Source organism: Allobosea sp. FBZP-16 (assembly GCF_002831785.1).
GTDB lineage: Bacteria > Pseudomonadota > Alphaproteobacteria > Rhizobiales > Beijerinckiaceae > Allobosea > Allobosea lupini.
In genome coordinates, this window is the sequence record NZ_LNCQ01000022.1 from 429,797 (window position 1) to 446,851 (window position 17,055).

Here is a 17,055-nt window from a genome sequence, read left to right on the forward strand (position 1 = left end):
ATTTGCGAGAGCAGTTCAGCGAGCAGGGTGGTGCAGCTTGCAGAGGGCGTCCGTCGGCGAGCCCTGCAACGGCTGCGGCACCTTTTCGGGAACATCACGATGACCCGCCAGGCCCGCATCCTCGCTTTCGGCGATTCCCTGACCTGGGGCCGGATCGCAAACCGGCCGGAGCGGCATGGCGACGATGTGCGCTGGCCGCGCGTGCTCGAGAAGGCGCTCGGCGGCTATGCCACGGTGATCGAGGAGGGGCTCAACGGCCGGCGGATCGCGGTCGAAGACCCCTTACGCCCCTATCGCTCCGGCATCTCGCTCCTGCCACTCTTCATCGAGTGCCATGCGCCGCTCGATCTCGTCATCCTGATGCTCGGCACCAATGACTGCCAGCGCCAGCACTCGCTGGCGCCCTACGACGTCGCCCGCTCGATGCGGATGCTGGCGCAGGTGGCGCAGCGCCCACCCGTCGAGCCCGGCATGCCGGTACCGGAGGTGCTGATCGTCGCGCCGCCGGTGGTGCGCATGCCGGATGACCCCGAGCATGAGGCCAATTTCTTCATGGAGGGCGCGCCCGAGAAGATGGCGCTGCTGGCGAGCTATTATCGCCGCATCGCCGACGAGATCGGCGTCAGCTTCTTCGACGCGGCTGCGGTCGCGACGGTGACCGGCGCGGACGGCATCCATCTCGACGCCGACAACACCCGCGCGATCGGGCTGGCGCTTGCCCCCGTGGTCGACGGCCTGCTCGGCCTGCCGCTGCCGGCGCGCGGGCCGGCGCTGCGGATTACTGGGCGCGTGGGATGATGGCGCGACAGGTTGTTTGCGCATGCGCTAACCCCTCCCCCCTGTGGGGAGGGGCAGGGGTGGGGGTCGTCCTGCAGCGCTGGTCCGTGGTGGGGGGCATTATGCCGTGGGTGCAAGCCAAGGATCGCGTCGCTGGCGAGGCAGCTAAGCGAAACGCTGCGACGCTACGGCGTAGCCAAACAGAACCCGAGAAGCGCCTCTGGATGCTTCTTCGCAAGCGCTTGCCGCAAGAAGGCCGGCATTTTCGCCGGCAGGCCGCGCTTGGATCTTATGTTGTCGATTTCGTCTGCTTCAGCGCCCGTCTCATTATCGAGGTGGACGGCGACCAGCACGGATCTGATACGGCGGTTCGCTATGACGCAAAGCGTTCCGCCTGGCTTGAAACCCAAGGATTCCGCTTCCTGCGCTTCACGAACCGCCAAGTGATGATCGACGCCGATATGGTGGTCGACACGATCTTTGCCGCCCTGACGAATAGCCCCGAACCCGGTCATACCACCCCCACCCCCAGCCCCTCCCCACAAGGGGGAGGGGAGGAGCGCTAGCCATGGCTGACTACGACATCATCATCATCGGCTCCGGCCCCGGCGGCTATGTCGCGGCGATCCGCGCGGCGCAACTCGGCTTCAAGACCGCCATCGTCGAACGCGAGCACCTCGCCGGCATCTGCTCGAACTGGGGCTGCATCCCGACCAAGGCGCTGCTGCGCTCGGCCGAGATCCTGCACTACGGCCAGCACGCCAAGGACTACGGGCTGACCCTGGAGGGCTCGTTCAAGGCCGATCTGGAGGCGGTGGTGAAGCGCTCGCGCGGCATCGCGGTCCGGATGAACAACGGCGTCCAGTTCCTGATGAAGAAGAACAAGGTCGACGTGATCTGGGGCGAGGCCAAGCTCACCAAGGCCAACACCATCGTGGTCGCGCCGACCAAGAAGCCGGCGATGCAGCCGCAGGGGCCAGTGCCGAAGGGCGCCAAGGGCGAGGGCACCTATACCGCCGACCACATCATCGTCGCGACCGGCGCCCGCCCGCGCGTGCTGCCCGGGCTGGAGCCGGACGGCAAGCTGATCTGGACCTATTTCGAGGCGCTGGTGCCGCCGACCATGCCGAAATCGCTGGTGGTGATGGGCTCGGGCGCGATCGGCATCGAGTTCGCCTCGTTCTACCGCACGCTCGGAGCCGAGGTGACGGTCGTCGAGGTGATGCCGCAGGTCGTCCCGGTCGAGGATGGCGAGATCGGTGCCTTCGCCCGCAAAGCCTTCGAGAAGCAGGGCATGAAGATCCTGACCTCGACCAAGGTCACCAAGGTCGAGAAGGGCGCGAACTCGGTTACCGCCCATGTCGAGGACGATAAGGGCAACAAGCAGACGATTACTGCCGAGCGGATGATCTCGGCCGTCGGCGTCGTCGCCAATGTCGAGAATCTCGGCCTGGAGGCGCTCGGCGTGAAGCTCGATCGCGGCGTGATCGCGATCGACGGGCTCTGCCGCACCAATGTGAAGGGCATCTATGCGATCGGCGACGTCGCCGGTCCGCCGATGCTGGCGCACAAGGCCGAGCACGAGGCGGTGATCTGCGTCGAGGCGATCAAGGGCCTGCACCCGCACCCGATGGACAAGGCGATGATCCCGGGCTGCACCTATTGCCACCCGCAGATCGCCAGCGTCGGCCTGACCGAGGCCAAGGCCAAGGACGCCGGGCACCAGCTCAAGGTCGGCCGCTTCAACTTCGTCGCCAACGGCAAGGCTGTGGCGCTGGGCGAGGATAGCGGCATGGTCAAGACGATCTTCGACGCCAAGACCGGCAAGCTGCTCGGCGCCCACATGGTCGGCGCGGAGGTCACCGAGCTGATCCAGGGCTTTGTCGTCGCGATGAACCTCGAGACCACCGAGGAAGAGCTGATGCACACCATCTTCCCGCATCCGACCCTGTCGGAAACGATGAAGGAGGCGGTGCTCGACGCCTACGGCAAGGTGCTGAACGCCTGAGCGTTCACATCCGCTTCACATAAGCTCGGCGATCCTCCCGTCATTGTTTCGGGAGGATCGCCATGGACCTTCGTGCCGTTCTCGTCGCCATCGCCATCGGCGCCGTCGCCGGCTGGCTCGCCAGCATCGTCATGGGCGGCGGCGGCCTGATCCGTTACATCATCACCGGCTTGATCGGCGCCTTCGTCGGCAGCTTCCTGCTGCAGTTCCTCGGCATCAGCCTCGGCATCGGCAATCCGCTGGTCTCGCAGATCGTCACCGCGACGATCGGCGCGATCGTGGTGGTCTTTTTGGCCCGGTTGATCGCCTGATCTCCCGGCGCTGGAATTCGCGCGCGGCCGAGGCCATATCCGGCCGATGACGCGCGCCCACAAATCCGCCAAACCCGATCGGATCGTTCCGGACGACAAGATCGAGATCCTGCCGCCCGGCACGAAGCTCGCGCTCGACTGGCGCCGGCTTCTGCCTCCAGTGGCGTTCGGTACCGGCGCGGGCTTCATCGCCAGCCTGGTCGTCGGCGGTGGCGGCTTCCTGCGCCATGCCGTGGTCGGCCTGCTCGGCATGCTGGTCGGGCAGGGCATCGTCCGCGTCACCGGCTGGCGCGCGAGCACCGGCTACCGCTTCCTCGATTCGATGGCGATGGCGGTGATCGGCGCGATCCTGGTGGTGCTGCTGGCCCGCTTCATTGCCTGACGGAACCGGCGCGGGGGTGGCGCGTTGCAGACTGCGGCCGGCTGGCCGGACTTGAGGGCAGGGGGATTGCCATGAACGACCAGATCTATGCCGCGCTCGGCACGCCGGGCTATGGCTTCTTCATGACGCTGCTGATCGGCGTCATCGCCGGCTGGATCGCCGAGCGCGTCACCTCGTCGGATCACGGCCTCTTCACCAACATGATTGTCGGCGTCGCCGGCTCCTTCGTCGGTAGCCGTATTGCCGAACTGCTGGAGATCCCGATCTTCGGCTTCTGGCGCACGCTCGTCGCTGCGATCGCCGGCGCCTGCCTGCTGATCGTGGTCTGGCGCGCGGTGCGCAACTGAGTCCCATGGCGCGCGGGTTGCTCGCGAGGCACTTCGGCATTAGCTAGACGGGAGTGGCCGCGCCCTGCTGCGCGGCGCCAGTAACGGACCCGTCCATGGCCGTCGTGCTCGACCTCCTCAACCGCGATCCGCGCCCCAACGCCGGCAACCCGAAATCCGAGGTGAAGCCGGAGCTGCGCCATCCGGAAAAGCAGAAGCGGCCGGAGAACCCGATCCTGCGCAAGCCGGACTGGATTCGCGTGAAGGCCCCGGGCTCGCCGAAATGGGCCGAAACCCAGAAGATTGTGAAGGCCGAAAAGCTCGTCACCGTCTGCGAGGAGGCGGGCTGCCCCAATATCGGCGAGTGCTGGGAGAAGAAGCACGCCACCTTCATGATCATGGGCGACACCTGCACGCGCGCCTGTGCCTTCTGCAACGTCAAGACCGGCGTGCCCGAAGCGCTCGATCATGACGAGCCGCGCAAGGTCGCCGACGCCGTCGCCAAGCTCGGCCTGGAACATGTCGTGATCACCTCGGTCGACCGCGACGATCTCCAGGATGGCGGCGCCGAGCATTTCGCCGGCGTCATCTGCGCCATCCGCGAAGCTTCGCCCGGCACGACGATCGAGATCCTGACGCCGGACTTCCTGCGCAAGCCCGGCGCGCTCGAGATCGTCGTCGCGGCCAAGCCCGACGTCTTCAACCACAATCTCGAGACGGTGCCCGGCAAGTACCTCAAAGTGCGCCCCGGTGCCCGCTATTTCCATTCGCTGCGCCTGCTGCAGCAGGTCAAGGAGCTCGACCCGACCATCTTCACCAAGTCCGGCATCATGGTCGGCCTCGGCGAGGAGCGGAACGAGGTCTTGCAGTTGATGGACGATCTGCGCTCGGCCGAGGTCGATTTCATCACCATCGGCCAATACCTGGCGCCGTCGCGCAAGCACCATGAGGTCGTGCGCTTCGTCACGCCGGACGAATTCAAGAGCTTCGAGACCATCGCCTATGTGAAGGGCTTCCTGATGGTGTCGTCGACGCCGCTCACGCGCTCTTCGCACCACGCCGGCGAGGATTTCGCCAAGCTGCGTGCGGCGCGCGCGGCCAAGCTCGGCAGCTGATCGGCCCAAGTCACATGCCGATGTTCAACAGCACCCGCCGGGTGAAGCATTCGCCCGGAGAGATGTTCGCGCTTGTGGCGGATGTCGAGAAATACCCGCAGTTCCTGCCGCTCTGCGAGGGGCTGACGGTCCGCCGGCGCACGCCGCGCGAGGGCGGCGGGGAGGTGCTGCTCGCCGACATGACGGTCGGCTACAAGGCGATCCGCGAGACCTTCACCAGTCGCGTCACGCTCGACCCCGGCAATCTCAAGATCGTGGTGGAATATGTCGACGGGCCGTTCCGCTATCTCGAGAACCGCTGGAGCTTCAAGCCGCTCGATACGGGCAGCGAGATCGGCTTCTTCATCTCCTACGAATTCGCCAGCCGCATGCTCGGCCTGCTGATGGGCGCGATGTTCGACAAGGCCTTCCGCAAATTCGCCGAGGCGTTCGAGAGGCGTGCCGACGCGATCTATGGCAGCAGCCCGGCGGCGCTCACCTAGTTTTAAGGGGGCTTGCACCATTGTTCCCCTCGTTTCGGCGGGGGAAGACATGGAAGCTCCAGTTGTGCAGGCGGACGTCGATGTCGGCGCGCGCCGAATGAGCGCGATGCTGCCGGTCTATATCGGTACAATCTTTCTCTCCGCCTTCCTGCTCTTCGGCATCCAGCCGATGTTCGCCAAGATGGTGCTGCCGAAGCTCGGCGGCTCACCGGCAGTCTGGTCGACGGCGATGGTCTTCTTCCAGGCGATTCTGCTCGCGGGCTACGCTTATGCGCACTGGCTTGTCAGCCGCTTCAGCGTGCGGCGCGCCGCGCTGATCCACATCGCCCTGATGATCGTGGTCGTAGCGACCTCGCTGCCGATCGGCATCGCCGCGGGCTTTGAGCGCCCGCCGCAACAAGGCGAATTCGCCTGGCTCCTGCTGCTCTTCGCCGCCTCGGTCGGGTTGCCCTTCTTTGCTGTCTCCGCAAACGGCCCGTTGCTGCAGGCCTGGTTCGCCCGGACGGGCCATGCCCATGCCCGCGATCCTTACTTCCTCTATGCTGCCTCCAACATCGGCAGCTTCCTCGCTTTGCTCGCCTATCCGTTCGCGGTCGAACCCGCCCTCAGACTGGCGACACAGGCTTCGGCCTGGGCCTGGGGTTTCGGTCTGCTACTCGCCGGCATCACGGCTTGCGCCGGATTGTGCGTCGGGTCGGTGGCGGGCACACGCGATACTGCCCCGCTCATGGCCGAGCCGATCCCTGCCGGCCGCAAGTTGCATTGGCTCTTCCTTGCCTTCGTGCCGTCTGGCCTGCTGGTCGCCGTAACGGCGCATATTTCGACCGATGTTGCGGCCGGCCCGCTGCTTTGGGTCGCCCCGCTCGCACTCTTCCTGCTGACCTTCGTCATCGTCTTCCAGCGTAAGCCGCTGCTGCGCCATGGCTGGATGCTGAACGTGCAGCTGCTGCTCGTCCTCTGCTACATGGCCTCGATGGTGTTCAACCTGCGCCTGGGCTGGGGCAGCGAACTCGTCCTCCATCTCTCCATTCTGTCCGTCACGGCGATGGTCGCGCATGGCGAGCTGGCGCGGCTGCGGCCGTCAGCGGCGGAGCTGACGAGCTTCTACCTCTGGATGTCGTTCGGCGGTGTGCTGGGCGGCGTGTTCGCCGCCTTGCTGGCGCCATTGCTGTTCAATTCCGTGGCCGAGTATCCGCTTCTGGTCGTGGCAGGCATGCTCTGCCGCCCGGGTTTCACCTCCGTCCGGCCGTCGCGGCGGCAAGGTGCCGCGCTCGCTTGCCTGGCCGTTGTCGCAATGACGGCGCTCATCGTCCGTGAAACCACCCGGACGGACATGGTTCGCTCCTTCTTCGGCGTGCACCGGATCAGCGAGATGCAGGCGGGCCGCTTCCGCGTACTCAGTCACGGCAGCACGATCCATGGTGCGCAACGCCTGCGTCAGGATGACGGTACGCCGGTGTCCGGGCGCCCGGAGCCGTTGACCTATTACTTCACCGGCGGTGGCATTGCCGATGGCATCGACTCCGTTCGCCAGGCGAGGGGAGGCACCCTTGGGGCCGTCGCCGCGATCGGCGTCGGGACGGGCTCGCTCGCCTGCCAGGCCCGCACCGGCGAGGATTGGCACTTCTACGAGATCGACCCGGCGGTGATCGGGATCGCGACCGATCCGGCCCGCTTCAGCTTCTTCAGCGCCTGTGCACCCAAGCCGACCTTCGTCATCGGCGATGCGCGGCTGACGCTCGGCGACGCCAGCAACGGCTCGCTCGACCTGATCGTCGTCGATGCGTTCTCGTCCGACGCGATCCCGGTCCATCTGCTCACCAGCGAGGCCCTGGCGCTCTATATGCGCAAGCTCAAGCCGGATGGAGCCGTGCTCCTGCACATCTCCAACCGGAACATGGAGCTTCAATCCGTGGTCAGGGCGACGGCGGCAGGGCAGGGGCTGACGACCTGGATCAACAGCCCGGTTCGGACCGAAGCCGATCTGCAAGCCATGAAAACCGCTCCGAGCGTCGCAGTGGTCACGCGACCGGGCGTCGATCCCGGCCCAGCGGTGATAACATGGAAGCAGCAGGTTGGCCCGGGAACGACCCGTCCCTGGAGCGACGACTATGCCGACATCGTCGGCGCAATCTGGCGGCAGCTTTCGCCGAAATAGGAGCAGCCGCCTATTCGATCGTCAGCGCGGCCTCGCGCAGCAGGTCGAGCGCCTCCAGCACGCTGAGGCGCCTGATCTCGTCGCGTCCCTTCGCGCCGAAGCGCTTCTCGCGATGCAGCGTCCGTGCCCCGTTGGTGCAGGCGAAGTGCACCAGCCCGACCGGCTTCGCTTCGCTGCCGCCATCAGGGCCGGCGATACCCGTGACGGAGACGGCGAGCCGCGATGACAGCCGCTCGCGGCCGCCTTCCGCCATGGCGCGCGCGACTGGCTCGCTGACCGCGCCATGCTGGCGGATCAATTCGGCCGGGACGCCAGCCAGAACCGTCTTCGCTTCGTTGGAATAGGTCACGAGGCCGCCGAGCACCATACTGGACGAGCCGGAGATCGCTGTCAGGGCGCCTGCAACCAGCCCGCCCGTGCAGGATTCGATCGTCGCGACGGTGATGCCCCGCTCCCGCGAGATGTTCAGCAGTTCGGCGGCAAGCGAGCGGATATCGAGATCGAACATGGTCTCACTCCGGTTCCGGCAGGCGGATGGTGGCGGTGGCGAGCGCGGCCAGGCCTTCCCCGCGCCCGGTGAAACCAAGACGCTCCGAGGTCGTCGCCTTGGTGCCGACTTGGTCGAGGCGCAGGCCGGCGATCTCGGCGATGCGGGCACGGATGGCATCGCGATGCGGGCCGACCTTCGGTCCCTCGCAGACGATGGTCAGGTCGAGATGATCGATCTGCCCGCCGCGCTGCCGGACACGGTTTGCGGCGAAGGCGAGGAAGCGATCAGAGGAGGCGCCGCGCCATTGCGGATCGCTCGGCGGGAAATGGCTGCCGATGTCGCCATCGGCCAAGGCGCCCAGCACGGCATCGGTGAGCGCATGCAGGGCGACGTCGCCGTCGGAATGGGCAGTGACACCGCGGCTATGCGGGATGCGGATGCCGCCGAGCCAGACATGGTCGCCCTCGGTGAAGGCGTGGACGTCATAGCCGGTGCCGATGCGGGTGACGAGCGGGCGGGCGAGGCGCTGCTCGGCCAGTTCGAAATCGCCGGGATAAGTCAGCTTCAGGTTCATCGAATCTCCGGCGAAGGTCGCTACCCGGTGGCCGGCCCATTCCATGATGGCGGAATCGTCGGTGAAGCCGGCGGCTCCAGCGGCATGGGCGGCTCGGTGCGCGGCCAGCAGCGGCTGGAAGGCGAAGGCTTGCGGTGTCTGCACCGACACGAGCTGCTCGCGCGGCAGGGTCTCTTCGATCTGGCCGGTGGCATCGACGCGCTTGACGGTGTCGGTGACCGCGAGTGCCGGAATGGCGGCGACACTCTCGGCACCGGCCGCCAAGGCCCGCTCGATCAGCGCTGGCGACACGAAAGGCCGCGCCGCATCGTGCACGAGAATGGTGCCGGTGAATCCCGACGCCGCGAGCGCCTCCAGCCCCGCGCGAACCGAATCCTGGCGGGTCTCGCCACCTTCGATCGGCGCGAGCAGCCGAGTGCGGGCGCTCTGCGGAAGCCGGCTGATCGCGTCGTCATAGCGGTCGTTGTCACCGGCCCCGGTCACCACCAGCACCGTGCCGAGGCGGCTTTCCGCCAGGAAGGGCGCGAGCGTGCGGCACAGGACCGGCACGCCACCCAGCTGCCGGTACTGCTTGGGAGAACCAGCTCCGGCGCGCAGGCCGCGCCCGGCGGCAACGATCAGGGCTGCGACGGCCGGTGTCATCGATCCTCTTGGGTCCGGATCACGGGGCTTCGCTGATAGGACGGCAAGGGCCTCGCGCCAAGCCATCAGCACGCTGAAGCAAGAGGCGAGGAGGATGAATTTCCGCGCATGTCGATATTGCATTGCAACATCGCGTGAAATTCTCTTGCGCGCCGCACCATTTGTCCAATAAATCGGCAGAATGGAAACTGCCTCAAATTCGGGCGAGCGCAAAGTGTCGATCGGCGGGCTGCTGCCGGTCTCGCGCGCCTTCCTCGCGCCAATGTCGGGCGTGACCGATCTGGCCATGCGCCGGATCGCCGCGCGCTTCGGCGCCGGGCTCGTAGTGTCTGAGATGGTCGCATCGGACGAGCTCGTCCGCGGCAGCGAAGAGGCAAGGCTGCGGGCCGAGGGCGCCGGCGTCACGCCGCATGTCGTCCAGCTTGCCGGTTGCGAGGCGCGCTGGCTTGCCGAAGCCGCGCAGGTCGCCGAGGCCTCGGGCGCGGATATCGTCGACATCAATATGGGCTGCCCGGCCAAGCGCGTCGTCGGCGGCTGGGCCGGCTCGGCGCTGATGCGCGATCTCGACCATGCCGTCGGCCTGGTCGAGGCCGTCGTCGCGGCGGTGAAGGTGCCGGTCACGGTCAAGATGCGGCTCGGCTGGGACGATGCCAGCCGCAACGCGCCGGAGCTGGCGCGCCGGGCCGTCGTTGCCGGCGCAGCTGCGATCACCGTTCATGGCCGCACGCGCCAGCAATTCTACAAAGGGCAGGCCGATTGGGCCGCGATCCGCCCGGTGCGCGCCGCAGGCACGTTTCCGCTCGTCGCCAATGGCGACATCGCGACGCTGTCGCAGGCGCGGTGCTGCCTGGAACGATCTGGCGCCGACTATGTCATGGTCGGCCGCGCCGCGATGGGCCGCCCCTGGCTGCCCGGCGCGATCGGCGCCGAACTCTCCGGCCGCGTCCCGCTGGAGATTTCGCTCGCCGCCAAGCACGACATCGCCCGCGAGCATTATGAGGACCTGCTGTCGCTGATGGGACGCGAATCAGGCGTCCGTCATGCGCGCAAGCATCTGGCCGCCTATGCCGACGAAGCGCTCGCCAGCGGGCTGGAGCCCGACGAGGGCGCCCGCCGCGAGCTGCTCACCACCACTGAACCCGCGCGGGCGATCGCTGCGCTCGGGCAATTGTTCTCAAGCGACCGCCTCGGCGCCGCCGCCTGATCACGAAAGTCCGCATATGACGATGGCGATGTTCAACGACGGTGTGGAGGGGCTGCACGATCCATTGTCCGACCTGCTCGAAATCCAGGCCCTGAACGTCCTGCCCATGCCCGTGCTGGTGATCGGGGAGCGGCATGGCATTCTTTACGCCAACACCGCTGCCGAAGATTTCTTCCAGGCCAGCGCACTTGTCCTGAAGCGCCAGCGCCTCGATGACCTCGTCGCCTTCGGCTCGCCGGTCCTGGGACTGGTCGAAGAGGTGCAGCGGCGCGGCGCCAGCGTCAGCGAGTATCGGCTCGAGCTCGCTTCGCCCCGGCTCGGCCTTGACCGGATCGTCGACGTCTTTGCCTCATTGCTGCCCAGCCAGCCCGATGCCGTGGTGCTTCTGCTGCAAGAACGAACAATTGCCGAAAAAATGGACAGGCAATTGACGCATAGAGGGGCAGCCCGCTCGATCACGGCGCTCGGCGCAATGCTTGCGCATGAGATCAAGAACCCGCTCTCCGGGATCCGCGGTGCGGCGCAGTTGCTCGAGGCTTCGGTCGGCGACGAGGATCGCCTGCTGACGCAGTTGATCTGCGATGAGGCCGATCGGATCGTGAAGCTGGTCGAGCGCGTCGAATTGTTCGGCGACGAGCGCCCGAGCGAGCGCGGGCCGGTCAACGTCCATGACGTGCTCGACCATGTGAAGCGGTTGGCGCAGTCGGGCTTCGCCCGCCACATCCGCTTCAGCGAGGCCTACGATCCGTCGCTCCCTCCGGTCGCCGGCAATCGCGACCAACTCGTCCAGGTGCTGCTCAACCTGGTCAAGAACGCGGCCGAGGCGATCGGCCAGGACGCTATCGACGGCGAGATCACGCTGACCACAGCCTATCGCCCGGGCATCCGCATGCAGGCGCCGGGCTCCGGTGCCCGGCTCGCTCTGCCGCTCGAGATCGGTGTGCGCGACAATGGGCCTGGCGTGCCGCCCGAACTGCACCAGCTCCTGTTCGATCCCTTCGTTACCACCAAGGCGCAGGGAAGTGGCCTTGGACTTGCACTCGTCGCCAAGGTGATCGGCGATCACGGCGGAATCGTCGAATGCGAATCCGTGCCGCGACGCACGACATTCCGCATTCGGTTGCCCCTGCACGAGGCCAAACCGTCTCAGGCCGGGTGAAAAGATGAGTAGGACACGGAAAAGCGCATGCCGACGGGTAACATTCTCATCGCCGACGACGACGCCGCGATCCGCACCGTCCTCAACCAGGCGCTCGCCCGCGCCGGCTACGAAGTCCGCACCACCGGCCAGGCGGCGACGCTCTGGACCTGGGCGGCGCAGGGCCTCGGCGATCTCATCATCACCGACGTGGTGATGCCGGACGGCAACGCCTTCGACCTTCTGCCGCGTATCAAGCGGGTTCGGCCCGAGCTGCCGATCATCGTGATGAGCGCGCAGAACACCTTCATGACCGCGATCAAGGCTTCCGAGCGCGGCGCCTACGAATACCTGCCCAAGCCCTTCGACCTGAAGGAGCTCGTCGCCATCGTCGGGCGGGCCCTGTCGCGGCCGCGCGGCGATGCCCCGCGCAACCATGCTGCCGAGCCGGAGGACATCCCGCTGGTCGGCCGCTCGCCGGCCATGCAGGACGTCTACCGCGCGTTGGCGCGGCTGATGCCGATCGATCTCACCGTGATGATCAACGGTGAATCGGGCACCGGCAAGGAGCTGGTCGCCCGCGCCCTGCACGACTACGGCAAGCGTCGCAATGGCCCCTTCGTCGCGATAAACATGGCGGCGATCCCTAAGGACCTGATCGAATCGGAGCTGTTCGGCCACGAGAAGGGCGCCTTCACCGGCGCTTTGACCCGCTCCTCCGGCCGCTTCGAGCAGGCCGAGGGCGGCACGCTCTTCCTCGACGAGATCGGCGACATGCCGATGGAGGCGCAGACGCGCCTGCTGCGCGTGCTTCAGCAAGGCGAATACACCACCGTCGGCGGCCGCACCCCGATCAAGACCAACGTCCGCATTGTTGCCGCGACCAACAAGGACCTGCGCATCTCGATCGCGCACGGACTGTTCCGCGAGGACCTGTTCTTCCGCCTCAATGTCGTGCCGATCCGCCTGCCGCCGCTGCGCGAGCGCGTCGAGGACATTCCGGATCTCGTCCGCCATTTCTTCGCGATGGTCGAGAAGGAGGGACTGCCCCGCAAGCAGATCGATTCGGAAGCGATGGACGTGCTGCGGCGCTATCGCTGGCCCGGCAATGTCCGCGAGCTGGAGAATCTGGTGCGGCGTCTGGCCGCGCTCTATCCGCAGGAGACGATCACGGCGCCGATCGTCGAAGCCGAGCTGCAGCCGGCGACCGGTGCTCCGATGCAAGCCGGGAGCAGCAGCAGCGCCCCGGAGCGTGCAGAGACCCTGTCCGGCTCGGTGGAGCGCCATCTCGGCCAGTATTTCGGCGGTTTCGGCGACCAGATCCCGCCGCCCGGCCTCTATCACCGCATCCTGCGTGAGATCGAGCCGCCCCTGATCGCCGCCGCCCTGGCGGCAACGCGCGGCAACCAAATTCGCGCCGCGGAGCTGCTAGGACTCAATCGCAACACTCTTCGCAAGAAGATCCGCGAGCTCGACATGCAGGTGGTACGCTCGCCGCGCTAGAGCCCGCTCCGATCAGCTTGCTCCGCTAGCTGATCGATAAAATGGCGTCGCCTTAAGTTGAGAGCCGGATATACCGAGCAGGTTGAATCGACCTGATCGGATCAGGTTTGCCCCGTCACTGTGGCTGCCTTGCATCTGTCATATTTTGACAACACCGTTGCGGCGGCGCATCAGTGCGCTGTGCGGTAGTTCCGATGACGGACCGCCGCTGCAATGGAGCTCCGATTCCGTCTTGACCACTTCGACCGGCGACATGCGCATGACGCCCCGGACCGACGACCCGCCACGCCGGGTCTCGGGCTGGCTCGGCGCGCTCGTCGTCGGGTTCGCGCTGGTCTCGGCGCTCACCACCTTCCTCGTGCTCTCTGGCGCGACGCCGGTCGCACCCGTCCACGAGGTTGTGGTCGGCGTCTTCATCATCAACGGCCTGCTGATCCTGCTCCTGCTGATCATCGTCGCCTTCGAGGCGGCGGTTCTGATCCGCGCCAGGCGCAAGGGCGTGGCCGCTGCCGGCCTGCATGTGCGGATCGTCAGCCTGTTCAGCATCGTCGCCGCCCTGCCGGCGATTCTCGTCGCGATCATCGCGACCGCGACGCTGGAGCGCGGTCTCGAACCCTGGTTCTCCGACCGGATGCGCGACGTGATCTTCAAATCCGTCGAGGTCGCCGACGCCTACACGACCGGCCAATGCCGTTCGCTCGGCCGCGAGATCAGGTTGCTCGCCGACGATCTCGGGCGGGCGAAAACCGCCTACGACGCTGATCGGCGCTGGTTCGAGACCTTTCTGACGGCGCGGGCCACGGCGCTCGGCCTGCCGGTGGTCTGGATCATGAAGCCGCCGGACACCGTCGTCGTCCGCGCCAATATCGACGTGCTGCGCGACCCTCACAAACCCAATGCCGACGCATTCGAAGATGCGCAGAGCTCGCCGGAGCCGATCTGCGTATTGCCGTCGGAGGGGCGGGTCTTCGGCGCGCTGATGAAGCTGCCGAGCTATGACGGCGCCTTCCTTTATGTCGCCCGCGAGGTCGATCCGCTCGCTGTCGAGTTCCCGGCCGTCGCCCGCGGCGCCGTGGTCGAATATCTCGGCATCGACGCGCGGCGGAAGGGCGTACAGGTTGCCTTTGCCTCTATGTACGTACTGATCTCGGTGATCCTGCTGCTCTCGGCGATCTGGCTCGGCCTCAATTTCGCCAATGGCCTCGTCGCCCCGATCCGGCGGATGATCCATGCGACCGACCAAGTCTCCAGCGGCAATTTCTACGTCCAGGTGCCGATACGACGAGCGGAGGGGGATCTCGCCCATCTCGGCGAAACCTTCAACAAGATGACCGCCGAACTGCGCCGCCAGCGCGACGGGCTGGTCACGGCAAGCGAAGTGATCGACCGACGAAGGCGCTTCACCGAGACGGTACTCTCCGGCGTCTCTTCGGGCGTGCTCGGCATCGACGAGGACGGGCACATCACCCTCAGCAACCGCTCGGCCGAGACCCTGCTCGGCTCCGGCGGCCGGCTGCTCGGCGAACCCGTCGCGCGCGTCGTTCCCGAGATCGCCGGCTTCGTCTCCGAGGCACTGAGCAATCGCCAGCGCCTGAGCTCCAGCCAGGCAGCGATCACCCGTGGCGGCCGCGAGCGCATGCTCAACATCCGCGCGACGCGCGAAGGCGAGGGGGCTGGTGCCGGGCTGGTCGTGACGCTCGACGACATTACCGATCTCGTCTCGGCGCAGCGCACAGCCGCCTGGGCCGACGTCGCCCGCCGCATCGCCCATGAGATCAAGAACCCGCTGACGCCGATCCAGCTCTCGGCCGAGCGCATCCGGCGCAAGTTCGGCCGCGTCATCGTCGACGACAAGGAGATCTTCGACCAGTGCACGGCGACGATCGTGCGCCAGGTCGAAGACATTCGCCGCATGGTCGACGAGTTCTCATCCTTCGCCCGCATGCCCAAGCCCTCGCCGGCACGGGACGACATCATCGAGACGGCAAGGCAGGTCACCTTCCTGATGCGGGTCGGCAATCCCGAGATCGACATCACCGACAACCTGCCGGAGGCGCCGGTCCTGGCCCATTTCGACCGGCGCCTGATCTCGCAAGCCCTGACCAACGTCATCAAGAACGCGACCGAGGCGATCCAGGCGGTGCCAGCCGAGGAGCGCGGCAAGGGCCGCATCGAGATCAGTTTCGAACGGACACAGGACGGGCGGATCGTCATCGACATCCTCGACAACGGCAAGGGCTTGCCGGCCGACCAGCGCCAGAAGCTGCTCGAGCCCTACATGACCACCCGCGACGGCGGTACCGGGCTCGGCCTCGCCATCGTCGGCAAGATCCTCGAGGATCATGGCGGCGGCATTGAGTTGCTTGACCGCCCCGACGGCGCCCGCGGTGCCCGGATCAGGCTCTGGTTCATCGAGACCGGACCGCCGCCGGCCGACGAAGACAGGCCAGAAGCACGCAATCACCCGGCGAATTCCGCCGCACGACAGGTAAACGGGACGAAGGCATGAGTGCTGACATTCTCGTCGTCGACGACGAGGTCGATATTCGCGAACTGGTGGCCGGCCTCCTGGAGGACGAGGGCTATCGGACGCGCAAGGCGGGCTCCGCCGACGAGGCGCTGGCCGCGATCGCGGCACGGCGCCCCAATCTCGTCTTCCTCGACATCTGGCTCCAGGGCAGCCGGCTCGATGGGTTGCAGGTGCTGGAGCTGATCAAGGAGAGCCATCCCGACCTAGCGGTGGTGATGATCTCCGGGCACGGCAACATCGAGACAGCCGTCTCGGCAATCAAGAGCGGCGCCTACGACTTCATCGAGAAGCCGTTCAAGGCCGACCGGCTCGTGCTCGTCGCCGAGCGGGCGCTGGAGGCCTCGCGCCTGCGGCGCGAGGTGCGCGAGCTCAAGACTCGCTCGGTCCAGGCCAGCCGCATCGTCGGCCGCTCGACCGCGGTCAACCAGTTGCGCCAGACGCTGGAGCGGGTCGCGCCGACCAATGCCCGCGTGCTGATCACCGGCGAGCCGGGCTGCGGCAAGGAGCTGACCGCGCGCACCCTGCACGACGCCTCGACCCGCTCGGCCGGCCCCTTCGTGGTGATCAACGCCGCGACGATCACGCCCGAGACGATGGAGGAGGAGCTGTTCGGCATCGAGGGCGGCGACGGGCGCTCGCGTCGGGTCGGCGCGCTCGAGGAAGCGCATGGCGGCACGCTCTATATCGACGAGATCGGCGACATGCCGCGCGAGACTCAGAACCGCATCCTGCGCGTCCTGGTCGACCAGAACTTCCAGCGCGTCGGCGGCGCGACGCGCGTCCATGTCGACGTCAGGATCATCTCGTCCAGCAGCCGCGACCTCGCCAAGCTGATCGCCGACGGTCAATTGCGCGAGGACCTGTACCACCGGCTCGGCGTGGTGCCGATCCGCGTCCCGGCCTTGTCTGAGCGGCGCGAGGACGTTCCCGAGCTGATCGAGTTCTTCATGGACCAGATCTCGGTCGCGACCGGCCTGCCCAAGCGTCGAATCGGCGGCGACGCCATGGCGATCCTGCAATCGCATGAATGGCCGGGCAATGTCCGCGAGCTGCGCAACAACGTCGAACGGCTGATGATCCTGACCAAGGGCGAGCCCACAGCGGAGATCACCGTCGACATGCTGCCGGCCGAGGTCGGCGCCATGGTGCCGACGACGCCCTCCGGCTCGGGCGGCGAGAAGCTGATGAGCCTGCCGCTGCGCGATGCCCGCGAGATCTTCGAGCGCGAATATCTGATGGCGCAGATCGCCCGTTTCTCCGGCAACATCTCGCGCACGGCGGAGTTCATCGGCATGGAGCGTTCAGCCCTGCACCGTAAGCTGAAATCGCTTGGAGTGGGCTGAAACCCAACCGTCGTGTTGCACCGCACGCAAGGCGGTTGGCCGAAATTGACGTTCCGCAACCCTTGCGCGTTC

General features: G+C 66.7%; 16 protein-coding genes. 14 read left to right on the plus strand and 2 right to left on the minus strand.

Going from position 1 to position 17,055, the window contains the following annotated elements:
• Nucleotides 1-99: 99 nt before the first annotated feature.
• The 9 genes from CXY91_RS08295 (at nucleotide 100) to CXY91_RS08335 (ending at nucleotide 7,559) form a co-directional block, all read left to right on the plus strand.
• Nucleotides 100-798 carry an SGNH/GDSL hydrolase family protein gene (locus tag CXY91_RS08295; RefSeq protein ID WP_100960289.1) on the plus strand — a complete coding sequence of 233 codons (699 nt, stop codon included), beginning with the start codon at nucleotides 100-102 and terminating at the stop codon, nucleotides 796-798.
• A gap of 101 nt (nucleotides 799-899) precedes the next feature.
• Nucleotides 900-1,343 carry an endonuclease domain-containing protein gene (locus tag CXY91_RS08300; RefSeq protein WP_100960834.1) on the plus strand — a complete coding sequence of 148 codons (444 nt, stop codon included), beginning with the start codon at nucleotides 900-902 and terminating at the stop codon, nucleotides 1,341-1,343.
• Between the two features lie 2 nt (nucleotides 1,344-1,345).
• A complete protein-coding gene (lpdA, locus tag CXY91_RS08305; RefSeq protein ID WP_100960292.1) occupies nucleotides 1,346-2,785 on the plus strand; it encodes a dihydrolipoyl dehydrogenase in 1,440 nt (479 codons plus the stop codon).
• 62 nt (nucleotides 2,786-2,847) lie between these two features.
• Nucleotides 2,848-3,096 (plus strand): GlsB/YeaQ/YmgE family stress response membrane protein, encoded by a 249-nt coding sequence (locus tag CXY91_RS08310; RefSeq protein WP_100960294.1) that lies wholly within the window; start codon nucleotides 2,848-2,850, stop codon nucleotides 3,094-3,096.
• Nucleotides 3,097-3,142: 46 nt separating this feature from the next.
• Nucleotides 3,143-3,478, plus strand: coding sequence for a GlsB/YeaQ/YmgE family stress response membrane protein (locus tag CXY91_RS08315; RefSeq protein WP_100960296.1), 336 nt, complete (start codon nucleotides 3,143-3,145; stop codon nucleotides 3,476-3,478).
• A gap of 71 nt (nucleotides 3,479-3,549) precedes the next feature.
• Complete coding sequence (locus CXY91_RS08320; RefSeq protein WP_091829055.1) at nucleotides 3,550-3,825, plus strand: GlsB/YeaQ/YmgE family stress response membrane protein; 276 nt, start codon at nucleotides 3,550-3,552, stop codon at nucleotides 3,823-3,825.
• 95 nt (nucleotides 3,826-3,920) lie between these two features.
• On the plus strand, nucleotides 3,921-4,919 hold the full coding sequence (gene lipA, locus CXY91_RS08325; RefSeq protein ID WP_100960298.1) for a lipoyl synthase: 999 nt from the start codon (nucleotides 3,921-3,923) through the stop codon (nucleotides 4,917-4,919).
• Nucleotides 4,920-4,933: 14 nt separating this feature from the next.
• Nucleotides 4,934-5,401, plus strand: coding sequence for a type II toxin-antitoxin system RatA family toxin (locus tag CXY91_RS08330; RefSeq protein ID WP_100960300.1), 468 nt, complete (start codon nucleotides 4,934-4,936; stop codon nucleotides 5,399-5,401).
• A 49-nt stretch (nucleotides 5,402-5,450) separates the two neighbouring features.
• Nucleotides 5,451-7,559, plus strand: a complete 2,109-nt coding sequence (locus CXY91_RS08335) for a fused MFS/spermidine synthase (RefSeq protein ID WP_100960302.1) — start codon at nucleotides 5,451-5,453, stop codon at nucleotides 7,557-7,559.
• A 10-nt stretch (nucleotides 7,560-7,569) separates the two neighbouring features.
• Here CXY91_RS08335 and CXY91_RS08340 read toward each other — a convergent pair whose 3' ends face one another.
• Complete coding sequence (locus tag CXY91_RS08340; protein WP_100960304.1) at nucleotides 7,570-8,067, minus strand: CinA family protein; 498 nt, start codon at nucleotides 8,065-8,067, stop codon at nucleotides 7,570-7,572.
• Between the two features lie 4 nt (nucleotides 8,068-8,071).
• A complete protein-coding gene (locus CXY91_RS08345) occupies nucleotides 8,072-9,265 on the minus strand; it encodes a bifunctional 2-C-methyl-D-erythritol 4-phosphate cytidylyltransferase/2-C-methyl-D-erythritol 2,4-cyclodiphosphate synthase (protein ID WP_100960306.1) in 1,194 nt (397 codons plus the stop codon).
• A gap of 181 nt (nucleotides 9,266-9,446) precedes the next feature.
• Here CXY91_RS08345 and dusB point away from each other — a divergent pair, with 181 nt between their 5' ends.
• From dusB to ntrX, 5 genes are all read left to right on the plus strand, one after another.
• Nucleotides 9,447-10,469, plus strand: a complete 1,023-nt coding sequence (dusB, locus tag CXY91_RS08350; protein ID WP_100960308.1) for a tRNA dihydrouridine synthase DusB — start codon at nucleotides 9,447-9,449, stop codon at nucleotides 10,467-10,469.
• A 106-nt stretch (nucleotides 10,470-10,575) separates the two neighbouring features.
• Nucleotides 10,576-11,628, plus strand: coding sequence for a two-component system sensor histidine kinase NtrB (locus CXY91_RS08355; RefSeq protein ID WP_244543705.1), 1,053 nt, complete (start codon nucleotides 10,576-10,578; stop codon nucleotides 11,626-11,628).
• A 27-nt stretch (nucleotides 11,629-11,655) separates the two neighbouring features.
• Nucleotides 11,656-13,110: a nitrogen regulation protein NR(I) gene (gene ntrC / locus CXY91_RS08360; RefSeq protein WP_100960310.1), complete on the plus strand. Its 1,455-nt coding sequence runs from the start codon at nucleotides 11,656-11,658 to the stop codon at nucleotides 13,108-13,110.
• A gap of 232 nt (nucleotides 13,111-13,342) precedes the next feature.
• On the plus strand, nucleotides 13,343-15,619 hold the full coding sequence (locus CXY91_RS08365; RefSeq protein WP_248307401.1) for a sensor histidine kinase NtrY-like: 2,277 nt from the start codon (nucleotides 13,343-13,345) through the stop codon (nucleotides 15,617-15,619).
• Nucleotides 15,616-16,983 carry a nitrogen assimilation response regulator NtrX gene (gene ntrX, locus CXY91_RS08370; RefSeq protein WP_091829035.1) on the plus strand — a complete coding sequence of 456 codons (1,368 nt, stop codon included), beginning with the start codon at nucleotides 15,616-15,618 and terminating at the stop codon, nucleotides 16,981-16,983. The genes CXY91_RS08365 and ntrX overlap by 4 nt, the downstream gene beginning before the upstream one ends.
• Nucleotides 16,984-17,055: the final 72 nt, after the last annotated feature.

What these genes read in the sequence shown, in the direction of transcription:
- CXY91_RS08295 (WP_100960289.1), top strand. Translation starts at nt 100, where the DNA reads ATGACCCGCCAGGCCCGCATCCTCGCTTTCGGCGATTCCCTGACCTGG.
- CXY91_RS08300 (WP_100960834.1), top strand. Translation starts at nt 900, where the DNA reads ATGCCGTGGGTGCAAGCCAAGGATCGCGTCGCTGGCGAGGCAGCTAAG.
- lpdA (WP_100960292.1), top strand. Translation starts at nt 1,346, where the DNA reads ATGGCTGACTACGACATCATCATCATCGGCTCCGGCCCCGGCGGCTAT.
- CXY91_RS08310 (WP_100960294.1), top strand. Translation starts at nt 2,848, where the DNA reads ATGGACCTTCGTGCCGTTCTCGTCGCCATCGCCATCGGCGCCGTCGCC.
- CXY91_RS08315 (WP_100960296.1), top strand. Translation starts at nt 3,143, where the DNA reads ATGACGCGCGCCCACAAATCCGCCAAACCCGATCGGATCGTTCCGGAC.
- CXY91_RS08320 (WP_091829055.1), top strand. Translation starts at nt 3,550, where the DNA reads ATGAACGACCAGATCTATGCCGCGCTCGGCACGCCGGGCTATGGCTTC.
- lipA (WP_100960298.1), top strand. Translation starts at nt 3,921, where the DNA reads ATGGCCGTCGTGCTCGACCTCCTCAACCGCGATCCGCGCCCCAACGCC.
- CXY91_RS08330 (WP_100960300.1), top strand. Translation starts at nt 4,934, where the DNA reads ATGCCGATGTTCAACAGCACCCGCCGGGTGAAGCATTCGCCCGGAGAG.
- CXY91_RS08335 (WP_100960302.1), top strand. Translation starts at nt 5,451, where the DNA reads ATGGAAGCTCCAGTTGTGCAGGCGGACGTCGATGTCGGCGCGCGCCGA.
- CXY91_RS08340 (WP_100960304.1), bottom strand. Translation starts at nt 8,067, where the DNA reads ATGTTCGATCTCGATATCCGCTCGCTTGCCGCCGAACTGCTGAACATC.
- CXY91_RS08345 (WP_100960306.1), bottom strand. Translation starts at nt 9,265, where the DNA reads ATGACACCGGCCGTCGCAGCCCTGATCGTTGCCGCCGGGCGCGGCCTG.
- dusB (WP_100960308.1), top strand. Translation starts at nt 9,447, where the DNA reads ATGGAAACTGCCTCAAATTCGGGCGAGCGCAAAGTGTCGATCGGCGGG.
- CXY91_RS08355 (WP_244543705.1), top strand. Translation starts at nt 10,576, where the DNA reads ATGCCCGTGCTGGTGATCGGGGAGCGGCATGGCATTCTTTACGCCAAC.
- ntrC (WP_100960310.1), top strand. Translation starts at nt 11,656, where the DNA reads ATGCCGACGGGTAACATTCTCATCGCCGACGACGACGCCGCGATCCGC.
- ntrX (WP_091829035.1), top strand. Translation starts at nt 15,616, where the DNA reads ATGAGTGCTGACATTCTCGTCGTCGACGACGAGGTCGATATTCGCGAA.